Annotated in this window: 7 protein-coding genes; 2 read left to right on the top strand and 5 right to left on the bottom strand. The window is 66.7% G+C overall.

Going from position 1 to position 11,273, the window contains the following annotated elements:
• Positions 1-27: 27 nt before the first annotated feature.
• The 3 genes from METUNV2_RS20245 to ytfE form a co-directional block, all read right to left on the bottom strand.
• Complete coding sequence (locus METUNV2_RS20245; RefSeq protein WP_018230290.1) at positions 28-1,686, bottom strand: MFS transporter; 1,659 nt, start codon at positions 1,684-1,686, stop codon at positions 28-30.
• 22 nt (positions 1,687-1,708) lie between these two features.
• Positions 1,709-2,956, bottom strand: coding sequence for an MFS transporter (locus METUNV2_RS20240; RefSeq protein WP_018230289.1), 1,248 nt, complete (start codon positions 2,954-2,956; stop codon positions 1,709-1,711).
• A 292-nt stretch (positions 2,957-3,248) separates the two neighbouring features.
• Positions 3,249-3,920, bottom strand: coding sequence for an iron-sulfur cluster repair protein YtfE (ytfE, locus tag METUNV2_RS0114995; protein WP_018230288.1), 672 nt, complete (start codon positions 3,918-3,920; stop codon positions 3,249-3,251).
• A 204-nt stretch (positions 3,921-4,124) separates the two neighbouring features.
• Between ytfE and norR the strand changes: the two genes are divergently transcribed.
• On the top strand, positions 4,125-5,654 hold the full coding sequence (norR, locus tag METUNV2_RS0114990) for a nitric oxide reductase transcriptional regulator NorR (RefSeq protein ID WP_018230287.1): 1,530 nt from the start codon (positions 4,125-4,127) through the stop codon (positions 5,652-5,654).
• A 24-nt stretch (positions 5,655-5,678) separates the two neighbouring features.
• On the opposite strand, the gene METUNV2_RS0114985 is transcribed toward norR, so the two are convergent.
• Together METUNV2_RS0114985 and METUNV2_RS0114980 are read right to left on the bottom strand one after the other, a co-directional pair.
• Positions 5,679-6,359 carry a response regulator gene (locus METUNV2_RS0114985; RefSeq protein ID WP_018230286.1) on the bottom strand — a complete coding sequence of 227 codons (681 nt, stop codon included), beginning with the start codon at positions 6,357-6,359 and terminating at the stop codon, positions 5,679-5,681.
• Positions 6,356-8,263 carry a type IV pili methyl-accepting chemotaxis transducer N-terminal domain-containing protein gene (locus tag METUNV2_RS0114980; RefSeq protein ID WP_018230285.1) on the bottom strand — a complete coding sequence of 636 codons (1,908 nt, stop codon included), beginning with the start codon at positions 8,261-8,263 and terminating at the stop codon, positions 6,356-6,358. The genes METUNV2_RS0114985 and METUNV2_RS0114980 overlap by 4 nt, the downstream gene beginning before the upstream one ends.
• A gap of 252 nt (positions 8,264-8,515) precedes the next feature.
• Here METUNV2_RS0114980 and METUNV2_RS0114975 point away from each other — a divergent pair, with 252 nt between their 5' ends.
• On the top strand, positions 8,516-11,221 hold the full coding sequence (locus tag METUNV2_RS0114975; protein ID WP_018230284.1) for an ATP-binding protein: 2,706 nt from the start codon (positions 8,516-8,518) through the stop codon (positions 11,219-11,221).
• The last annotated feature ends 52 nt before the right edge of the window (positions 11,222-11,273 follow it).

Here is an 11,273-nt window from a genome sequence, read left to right as displayed (position 1 = left end):
GCGGTGCCGGTCAGCGGGCTGCGGCGGTCAGGGGTTCTTCACGTAGGCGTTCGGCCGCAGGTAGAACCACCAGTTGATGACCAGGCACACCGCGTAGAAGATGGCGAAGCCGTACATCGCCAGTTCCGGCGTGCCCGCCTTGATCTGGGCGCCGATGACGACCGGTGCGATGAAGGCGCCGTAGGCCGCGACTGCGGAGGTCCAGCCCAGTACCGGGCCCGCCTGCTGACGGTCGAAAATGACGCCGATGGTGCGGAAGGTGGAGCCGTTGCCGATGCCGCTGGCGAAGAACAGCACGATGAACAGGCCGAGGAAGAGCGGGAAATACTGTTCCGGCGTGGCCGAGCTGTAGGCCAGCTTCATCACGTAGCCGACCGCGACCGATGCCGCCACCATCACCAGCGAAATGATCTGGGTGACGATGGAGCCGCCCCACTTGTCGGAAATCCAGCCGCCGACCGGACGCACCGCGGCGCCGACGAAAGGACCGATCCAGGCAAAGGCCAGCACGGTCGGCGCGTTCGGGTTGGGTGCGGTGTGCTGCATCACGCCACTGGCATCGGGTACGTGGCTGACGCCGAAAATGACCTTCATCGCCAGCGGCAGCGCCATCGAGAAGCCGATGAAGGAGCCGAAGGTCACGATGTAGAGCACGGTCATCGACCAGGTGTGCTTGTCGCTGAAGATGCGGAACTGCTTCGACACGCCTTCGCGCATCGGCCCGAACGCCGCCAGCTTCATGACGGTGAGTGCCATGATGATGTCAAGCGGAATCGCCACCCACATGTTCAGCAGACCGAGGCCGGTCGGCGCGGGCAGGTAGAGGTAGAGCATGAAGATGGCCGGGATGAAGGCCAGCGTGTACAGGTAGGTGATCTTCGAGAAGGCGACGAGCGGGTTGCCGGTGGCCGGCGACACCGCCTTCATGTTGTTCATGCCGAACCAGCACAGGATGGCGAGCGGCACCAGCGACAGCACCCAGGCGAAGCCGGCGTTCTGTATCCAGGTCGGCGTGCCGGCGGCGATCTTGCCGAAGATCCAGCCGCTGTCTTTCACCAGCGTCATCGGCTCTCCGCCGAAGGCGCCGAGCAGCGGCACGGTCATCACCAGCGGAATGACGATCTGCATCGTGGTGACGCCGAAGTTGCCGAGGCCTGCATTCAGACCCAGTGCGGTGCCCTGCAGCCGCTTCGGGAAGAAGGTGCTGATGTTGGACATCGAGCTGGCGAAATTGCCGCCGCCGACGCCGCACCACAGCGCCATCAGCTGGAACACCCACAGCGGCCAGTCGGTGTGCTGCAGCGCGATGCCGGTGCCGATGGCCGGCGCCAGCAGCATGGCGGTGGTCAGGAAGATGGTGTTGCGGCCGCCGGCGAGCCGGATCAGGAAGGAGGCCGGAATGCGCATCGTGGCACCGGAGATGCCGGCGATGGCGGTCAGCGTGAACAGCTGGTCCTGGGTGAAGGGGAAGCCCAGGTTGAGCATCTGCACGGTGATGATGCCCCACATGCCCCAGACCGCGAATCCGCACAGCAGGGCGGGAATCGACAGCCAGAGGTTGCGGTAGGCGACTTTCTTGCCGGTCGTTTCCCAGAAGGTTTCGTCCTCAGGGCGCCAGTCTTCGACGTCAGGACCGGTGGGGGCGGTCTGTACCGGCTGTTTGCCGGCGTGCAGGGTCGGATTCATGTCGATCTCCGTAAGAGCCGGGTCAGGGCCGGGGGGCCGTGACGTCATCCACCAGCGGGGTGCGGCGGACTTCGGTGAAGTACATCCAGATGAGGGATACCCACACCACGCCGTACATGAGCATGAAGGCGCTGGAGCGTATGCCGGTGAGGTCGAGCAGCACACCGAACAGGATGGGCAGCACGAAGCCGCCGAGGCCGCCGGCCAGACCGACGATGCCGCTGATGGTGCCGATGTTGGCCGGGTAGTCGTTGCTGATGTACTTGAACACGCTGGCCTTGCCGAAGGCCCAGGCGATGCCGAGGATGAACATCAGGCCGGTGAAGGCATAGACGTTCAGGCCGATGTGGAAGGTCTGTTCGCCGGTGAGGGTGACAACGGTGAATTGCGTCTGCGGGTAGGACAGCACGAAGAGGCAGATCCAGCTCACCCACAGCACCCACCAGGTGACGCTGTGCGCGCCGTACTTGTCCGACAGCCAGCCACCGATCGCGCGCAGCACGCCGCCGGGAAGCGAGAAACAGGCGGCCAGCAGCGCGGCGGCGCGGATGTCCAGCCCGTACTCGCCGACGTAGTACTGCACCATCCACAGGCTGAGTGCGACATAGCCGCCGAACACGATGCTGTAGTACTGGCAGTACTTCAGTACGCGCGGGTCCTTCAGCGCCTTCAGCTGGTCACTGAACTTCGTGTTCGATGCCACCAGATGGGCCGGATCGCTGTGGCTGAACAGCCAGAACACGATGACGGTGCCCAGCATGATGGCGGCGTAGACGTGCGGCACCATGGTCCAGCCGAAGGCGACCACCAGCGCCGGGGCGACGAACTTGTTCACCGCAGCCCCCGAGTTGCCGGCGCCATACACACCCATCGCGAAGCCCTGCTTCTCCTTCGGGAACCAGCGCGCGACATAGGGCGTGCCGACCGAGAACGAGCCGCCTGCCAGGCCGACGAACAGGCCGATGGTGAGGAAGTGCCAGTATTCGGTGGCGTAGCCCATCAGCCAGATCGCCGGCACGGTAGAGGCCATCAGCAGCGTCATCACGATGCGGCCGCCGTATTTGTCGGTCCAGATGCCCAGCGGCACGCGCACCAGCGAGCCGGTGAGCACCGGCGTGGCGGTGAGCAGTCCGAACTGGGTGGCGTTGAGGTCCAGCGCCTTCTTGATCGGTATGCCGATCACGCCAAACATCATCCACACCATGAAGCACACGGTGAACGCCAGGGTGCTGACGATCAGCACCGACAGCGCCTGTCCCTTCCTGGTCATGATTCGGTCCTCCCTTTTTTACCTGCGGCGATGGTAGGGAGCGGCGGCAGGGGCCGGAATCCTTCAACGGTATCGTCCGGCCCCTGCGGAAGAACGATGGCGACGGCATGGACATACTCCGGAAGAACTACCCCGGTCGGAAGCTGTGCCGCGCTTGATCGAGGTCAAGCGCGCAAGTCCGCCGGCATGCTGGAAACGGCGCGGTGGCGACTTGCCGGAAAAGGCGGACCGGAATGAAAAAAGGCGCCCGCAAGGGGCGCCAGGGTGGGGCAGGGAGAGAGCGGAAAAGCGGTCAGGCGGCGACGGGCGTGCGCACCTCGAACAGGATGTTGTTTTCCAGATGGATGTGTTCCATCAGGTCGTCACGCAGCTGGCGCAGGCCGGTGTAGAGCGCGCGCCATGTGTTGCAGGCATCGGCCGGCGGCGTGATGTCGTCGGTCAGTGCTTCCAGCGTGCGCAGCGTTTCGCCGTGCTGGTCATGTTCGTGCCGCATCACCGCGATCGGGCTGCCTGCGGTGGCGGGCGAGGTGTGCATCAGCATCGGGAACAGGATCTGTTCTTCCTTCAGCATGTGGGTGGCCAGTTCCTGCAGCATGGATTCGAGATGGTTCGCCAGCCCGAGCGGGCAGTCCGGACGGTCGCCATGCACCTGTTCCACCCGGCGCGCCAGCCGGATCAGTTCCGGCAGCTGTTCGCGGTGACGGTCGTGGAAGCGGCTCAGGATGTGGGCGATCAGCGTTTCGTTGTCCACCGCCGACCAGTCCTGCCCGCCGGCTTCGGCGGAGGCACGCAGCGCCTGCAGTTCGTCCGCGATGCGGTGTGCGTCCAGACCGCGGCGCTCGGCCGCTTCGCCCAGCGTTTTCTTGCCGCCGCAGCAGAAGTCCAGACGATGGGTGTGGAAGATGCGGGTGGCGCCGGGAATGGTACGGGCCAGTTCTCCCAGCGATTGTTCGGTCATGTTCATGGTGGTCGGTCTCCGTGGTCGTGTCTGTCGTCGCCCGGTGCCGGTCACGGTAGGTGGCCGGCGGGCACATGACCCTGTTTCGCAAGATCGGGGCCAGCCTGCGGGTGCTTACAGTTCAGTCACTTGCGTACGAGAGGGGTAATATCGACCCTTTCAGTCAGGGTTTATTTAACCGTGAATGGTGGAAATGACCTCATTGAGGACATGCTGCTGGCCGATCTGGTGAGCGAACTGCCGCACGCGGTCCGGCTGCAGCGTCTGGTCACCAGCCTGCGGGCCGCGTTCGACTGCGGTGCGGTGGCGCTGCTGCGGCTGGACGAGGACGGCCTGCGGCCGGTGGCGGTCGACGGACTGGTGCGCGAGGCACTCGGCCGGCGCTTCATGCCGGCCCACCATCCACGGCTGGCCGCCATCCTGAACCGGCGCGACGTGACCGCCTTCGATCACGACAGCGCGCTGCCCGACCCCTATGACGGCCTGCTGGACACCCGGGTTGGCGAGCCGCTGCCGGTGCATGACTGCATGGGTACGAGCCTGCATGTCGATGGTCAGCCCTGGGGCGTGCTCACGCTGGACGCGCTGCGTACCGGTACCTTCGATCAGGCGTCACGCGACCGCCTGCGCCGATGCACGGTACGGGTGGAGGCGGCGCTGCGGGTGACCCGACTGGAGCAGGAGGTGCATGCCCTGCGCATGGCGCGCGGGTCGGCCGATCGAAGCGTGGATGCCGGCGCGCTCTCCGGCAGCGACGAAATCATCGGTCACAGCCCGGTGATCACCGCGCTGCTGCGCGAACTGGCGGTGGTGGCCGGCTCCGACCTCCCGGTGCTGCTGCTCGGTGAAACCGGCGTCGGCAAGGAGCTTTTTGCCCGCTACCTGCATCAGCGCTCGTCGCGCGTCGAACGACCGCTCATCCATGTGAATTGCGCGGCGCTGCCGGAATCAGTGGCGGAGAGCGAGCTGTTCGGTCATGTGAAGGGCGCCTTTTCCGGCGCCACCACCGATCGGCCCGGCCGCTTCGAGGCAGCCGACGGCGGCACGCTGTTTCTCGACGAGGTGGGCGAACTGCCGCTGTCGATACAGGCCAAGCTGCTCCGTGTGCTGCAGAACGGCGAGATACAGCGCCTGGGCACCGACCGGCCGCGCCAGGTTGATGTGCGCATCATCGCCGCCACCAACCGCACTCTGCGCGACAGCGTGCGCGACGGGCTGTTTCGCGCCGATCTCTATCACCGGCTGTCGGTCTATCCGGCGCCGATTCCGCCGCTGCGCGAGCGCGGCAATGACGTGCTGCTGCTGGCCGGGCATTTTCTTGAACTGAACCGCATGCGCCTGGGCCTGCGCAGCCTGCGGCTGGCGCCGGACGCGGAGCAGGCGCTGTGCAGCTATCGCTGGCCGGGCAATGTGCGCGAGCTGGAGCACGCGATCAGCCGTGCCGCGCTGAAAATGGTGAGCCGGGGGGCGCAGCGCAGCGACATCGTGTCGATACCGGCGTCAGCGCTGGACATCGGTGAGCCGCTGGAGGAGGTGCCGGGCGGCGATGTTCAGCCCGGTGACGGGGATATGGTTACTGGCGGCATACGGCCACTTCGGGTGGTGACCGATGCGGCCCAGCGCGCCCATCTGCGGCGCGCGCTGCAGGCCAGTTCGGGCAACTGGGCGCAGGCGGCGCGCCTGCTGGAGCTGGACTCGAGCAATCTGCACAAGCTCGCGCGCCGGCTCGGTCTGAAGTGAGGCGCGGGCGCCGGCTTACCGCGGCTACACCAGTCCGCGTTCCACCGCGATCACCGCCACCTGCACGCGCGAACTGACGCCCAGCTTGCGCAGGATGTGCTGCACGTGGATCTTGACCGTGGTTTCCGCGATGCCCAGATCGCGGGCAATCACCTTGTTGCTGTCGCCGCGCGAGATGCCGCGCAGGATGTCGGTTTCTCGCGGTGACAGCGCGCCGGCTGCCGGCACGGCCGCATCGACCACTGCAGCCGGTGGCGTCGCCGCCTGACGGAACACCTCGACCAGCTTGCCGGTCATTTCGTCGGCCACTACCGCTTCGCCGGCCATGGCACGGTGGATGGCGCGTGCCAGCGCCTCGCCTTCCATGGTCTTCAGCAGATAGCCGCTGGCACCGCCGCGCAACGCGGTGGCAAGGTCTTCGCCGTCCTCGCTGATGGTGAGCATCAGGATGCGGGCACCGGGGGCGGCCTCGCGCAGCGCAGGCAGTGCATCCACGCCATTGACGCCCGGCAGGTGGTTGTCCAGCAGGATGACGTCAGGGTTGAGCTGCTGCGCCCGTCGCTGTGCCTCGCCGGCGTCGGCCGCGTCGCCCACGATCTGCAGGCCGGGGTCGCGCGAAAGCAGCGCGGACAGGCCGCGCCTGAACAGCGTGTGGTCATCGACCAGCAGGATGCGGATCGGCGTGTGGTCGGCAGCAGTATTCATGAAACGGCCTGCATCGGCGGCAGATCGAGCAGCGTGGGGTCACTGGCCGGCAGCGTGAGCACCACCGACGTCCCTTTTCCGGAGGTGGAGAATACTTCGATCCGTGCCCCGATGCGCGTAGCCCGCTCCTGCATGATGCGCAGGCCGACATGGGTTTCGTCCGGCGGGCCGTCGCCCACCTCGAAGCCGCGACCGTCGTCGCGTACTTCGATGCGCCACTGGGGCTGTTGCTGAACATCCAGCCACACGTGACCGGCCCGGGCATGCTTGCGCACGTTCGACAGCGCTTCCTGCACGATGTGCAGCACCTGGATCTGCAGGTCAGGGGGCAGAGGCATGCCGTGCTCGTTCAGCGTCAGCGTGGTACGCACGCCGCTCTGGTGCTCGAACTTGCGCAGCGTGGCCTGCAGCGCCGCCTCGATGTCCTCGGAATTGGTGCGGGTGCGGAAGTGCAGCAGCAGTTCGCGTACGTCGCCGGTACTTTCGCGCAGGCCGGCATCCAGTTCGTCCAGCATGGCCCGGGTGCCTGTTTCGTCGTGCGCTGACAGGCTGGTGCGCATCATTTCAACCTGCATTTTCATGAAGGCCAGCGACTGCGCGATCGAGTCGTGCAGTTCGTTGGCGAGGAAGTTGCGCTCCTGAGACACCGCAGCCTCGTGCTGAAGCGCGTTCAGTCGCAGGTTTTCCATGCCGCTCGCCAGATGGGTGGCCAGCGCTTCGAGCAGAGAACGGGCCGAGGGCGACAGATCGACCTCGGCGTGGAAAAACAGGTCAACTTCGCCCATCAGCCTGTCCTTCAGCCGGACCGGTACCGAAACCAGGGTTTCAAAGCCGGCTTCGCTGCAATACTGCAACCCCTCGTTTTCCAGCGCCTGAATGGGAATGACACGCGCGAACGGCGGTGCCTTGGGCGAGCCGCAATGGCATTCCTCCGCGCGCAGGCAGCGTTCGCCATCGACCATGTAGGCCGGCAGGCCCTGTGACGCGAGCAGCACGTATCGGCGGTTGGCTTCGTCCGACCAGCGCAGCGCCACGCCGTCGGCCCGCACCGCCCGCGCCACGTAACCGACGAAGCCGCGGGCCAGTTCTTCCAGCGAGCGGGCGGTCGCGATCAGCGAGGTCACTTCGTACAGCGCTTCCAGCCGCTCGCGTTTGTCCTGCAGTTCAGCGGTCTTGGCCGACACCTTGGCTTCGAGGTTGCGGTACATCGCCTGGATCTGGTCGGCCATGTCGTTGAAGCCGTCGGCCAGCGTGCCGAACTCGTCGCTGCTGTTGCGTTCGACCCGGGTGCCCAGGTCGCCCTGCTGTATGCGTTCGAGCGCCTGCTTGAGCTGGCCCACTGGCTCCAGCACGAACAGGTAGCCGATGTAGAGCAGCACGGTGGCACCGATCACGGCGAGCGCCATGGTGGCCAGCTGCAGCAGGTTGAGCAGCGCGGTCCAGCGCGACATGTGGGCTTCGATGCCGGCCACCAGCGCGTCGATGCGACCGGTGAAGCGGGCGGTTTCCTCGCGCAGGCCGTGGCTGTCGGCCGGCTGCACGTCCAGCCAGTGGTGGCGGTATTCCTGCCAGTGCTGTCCGACCGCCTCGAAGCGGGCGCGGATGTCCTCGTCGCGCGGCATGAACAGCGGGCGCTCGGCATCACCCCGGTTCAGCAGGGCCAGACTGCGCTCGAATTCGGCGCTGGCGTCCGGCAGCAGATTGCGTTCGCCGGCCGCCACCAGCAGCGACATGCGGTAGGCCTGCATGCGCATGCGGCCCGCCTCGTTGACTGCCGCCGCACCGCCGTCCAGCTGCCAGGACACCCAGAGCGTGAGCGAGATCGACAGCAGCGCAAGCAGTGCAAAGGGTGCGGCCGCGACGGCAAGCTTGGCACCGAGATTCCAGTGTTTCTGTTTCTGCATGGTGTCGAGTGTAGGAGTTGACGCACCGAATATCGAGCAGTCCTATGCGGCAGCGACAGACCGCGTGTCAGTGGCCAGCCGTGCCACCCGGCACGGTGGAGAACGACGAGGTGCTTTGTCACAGTATGGCTTTGGACTATTCTCTGCCCGGCGTGCCCATCTGTGCACAGGCCGTTCCGGAAGTCAGTGCCGTTCTTCCGCAGCGGTTGTCCCGAGCCCGAAATCTGCTCGCGCATCGCCCTGGAGGAGTGGATGACCTTGCCGCAAGGCCGCCTGTTCCGTCTTTCCGGTCTGTCATGTCATGGCGGTCGCCGTCTGGCGGCCTTCGTGACGGGCGTTGCCGCGCTCTGGCTGCCGGGTGCCGTGCTGGCCATGCCGCAGGGCGTCTGGGTACAGACCGGCTGGTTCGTCTGGTGCGTTGCGTGCGGCTTCTGGCTGTACCGGCGCCGGCCTGCCGCAGTGGCGGCACCGTCCGTGGCCGAAACGCTGCCGGATTCCGCCGCGCCGCTCAGGCCCTCCCTCGTCCAGCCCCTGCCCATGCCTGCCTGCATCATCGATCTGCCCGAGGGCACGATGTGCGAGGTCAATGATTCCTTTGCCCGCTTGCTGGACGAATCCGCCGGAACGCTTGCCGATCGCAGCTTCGTCGGCTTCTGTCTGACGCCGCAGGACAAGCTTCGCATTTCTCAGCTGCTGGCTGACGGCCGCGGTGCCGATGGTCTGGAGCTGCCGCTGCGCCGGCGCGACGGCTCGGTGCGCTGGGTGTCCGCTGCGGCACGGCCGGTCGATCCGGACGCGCCGCGCCAGATGTTGCTGATCGCGCACGACATCACCGCGCAGATGCAGGTCCAGCGCTCGCTGACCGCCAGCGAAGAACGCTTCCGCGTGCTGCTGGGCGCGCTGTCCGAAGCGGTGGTGCTGTACGACGCCAAGGGCGGCATGCTGACCAGCAACCGCACCAGTGAGGACTGCAGCTGGCTGGACGCTGCCCACGCCTGCCTGCGGGATGGGCAGACCGAGGCCAGACTGTATGACGAGCACGGGCATGCACTGGCGCGCGCCATGCATCCGGTCACCCGTTCGCTGGCCGACGGCCTGCCGGCGCGCGACGTGGTCATCGGCGTCGAGGACGCCGGTGCCCAGCTGCGCTGGCTCAACGTGAATACCCAGCCGCTGTTTCATGCCGGCGCCGCCCGTCCGTATGCGGTGGTGGCGTCCTATCTGGATCTGACCGCGCGCATCCGCGCCGAACGGGCGCTGCGTGCCAGCGAACAGCGCTACGCGCTGGCGCTGCGCGGCATGAACGAGGGGTTGGCCGAGTGGATTACCGGCAGTGATCGCATGTACGTTTCGCCCAGGATGTCGCAGATCATGGGCCATGACGCCGGCGGACGGCGCATGCGGGTGCGCGATTTCGTGGCCGGCATCCATCCGGCGGACCGCAGGGCCTGGTCGGCGCTGGTGGCCAGCCACCTGCGTGGCCGCACCGACCACTTCCAGCAGGAGCTGCGCATGCGGCATGCCGACGGCGGCTACCGCTGGTTCCTGCTGCGCGGCGTGGCGCAGCGCGATGCGGCCGGCCGCAGCACCCGGGTGGTGGGCACCGTGGCCGACGTGTCGGTGCGCAAGCGGCTGGAACAGATCGATGTGGCCGAGCGCGAACTGCTGGCGCTGATCGCCGCCGCCGCGCCGCTGGCCGATGTCATGTCACGGCTCGCGGTGCTGGTGGCCGGCCTGATCAACGAGGACGCACGCTGCGCGGTGCTGACCTTTGAACCGGCCGGCGGACTGGGCGTCGGCGTGACCGGGCATGCACTGCCGCAGGCTCTGCATGCCCGGTTGCGTCGTCTGCCGGAAGAGCCCTGTCGCGGCCCGGTGATCGACCGTCTGCGCAACCGGAACACGCTGCTGTACGAAGACCTTCTGTCCGAGCCCGAGCTGGAGAATTGCCGCGAACCGCTGCTGGCCGATGGCCTGCGCGCGCTGTGGGCGCAACCGCTGGTGGCGCAGGACGGTACCGTGCTCGGCTGTCTCGCCATCCTGCACGACCGGCCGTGGCGGCCCGGGCGGGCAGACGAGAACACGGTGGAACGACTGGTCGAGATCGCCCAGTTCGCGCTCGAGCGGGCGCGCGCGGAGCGGCAGGTGCGTGAACTGAACGAAACGCTGGAACGGCGGGTGGCCGAGCGCACCGCGATGCTGGAACAGGCGAATGGCGAACTGGAGGCCTTTTCCTACTCGGTGTCGCACGATCTGCGCAGTCCGCTACGGGCGATCAACGGGTTCGCCCATCTGCTGGCCGAACAGGCCGCCCCGGTGCTGGACGACGAAGGCCGCGACATGCTGGAGCGCATCCAGCGCGGTGCATCGCGCATGGGTCTGCTGATCGACGACATCCTGCATTTTTCGCGCGTGTCGAGGGTGGACATGCTGTGTACCGATGTCGATCTGGACGCGCTGGTGCAGGCGGTGGTGCACGATCTTGCGGAGCAGTATCCGGCTTCCTGCATACAGTTGTCACCGCTCGGCCGGGTCAGCGGTGACCCGGCCATGTTGCGCCAGATGTTCGTCAATCTGATCGGCAACGCGCTGAAGTTCTCGTCGCGCAACACCCAGCCGGTGGTCGATATCTTCGTCGATCGCACGTCGGTGCCGACGGCGCTTTGCGTGCGCGACAACGGCGTTGGTTTCGATCCGGCCTATGCCGACCGGTTGTTCGGCGTGTTCCAGCGCATGCACGGCGCCGAGGAGTTTCCGGGTACCGGGGTTGGCCTGGCGATCGTGAAGCGCATCGTCGAGCGCCACGGCGGGCAGATACGCGCCGAGTCGGCGCCTGGCCGCGGAGCCACTTTCCGCTTCACGCTGGACAGCATGAAAACCGTGGATCAGGCCGATAGCGCGATGACAACCGCCAGCACCCGACCCGGTGCCCGCTCGGTGCCGCGCACCGGCACCTGAGCACCATGAAAAACGGAGCGTGCCGCGCGAGGCGGGACGCTCCGTCCGTGAA

The organism is Methyloversatilis universalis EHg5, from assembly GCF_000378945.1.
In the GTDB taxonomy this organism is placed as follows: Bacteria; Pseudomonadota; Gammaproteobacteria; order Burkholderiales; family Rhodocyclaceae; genus Methyloversatilis; species Methyloversatilis universalis_A.
This window is presented reverse-complemented; position numbering and strand designations above follow the sequence as displayed.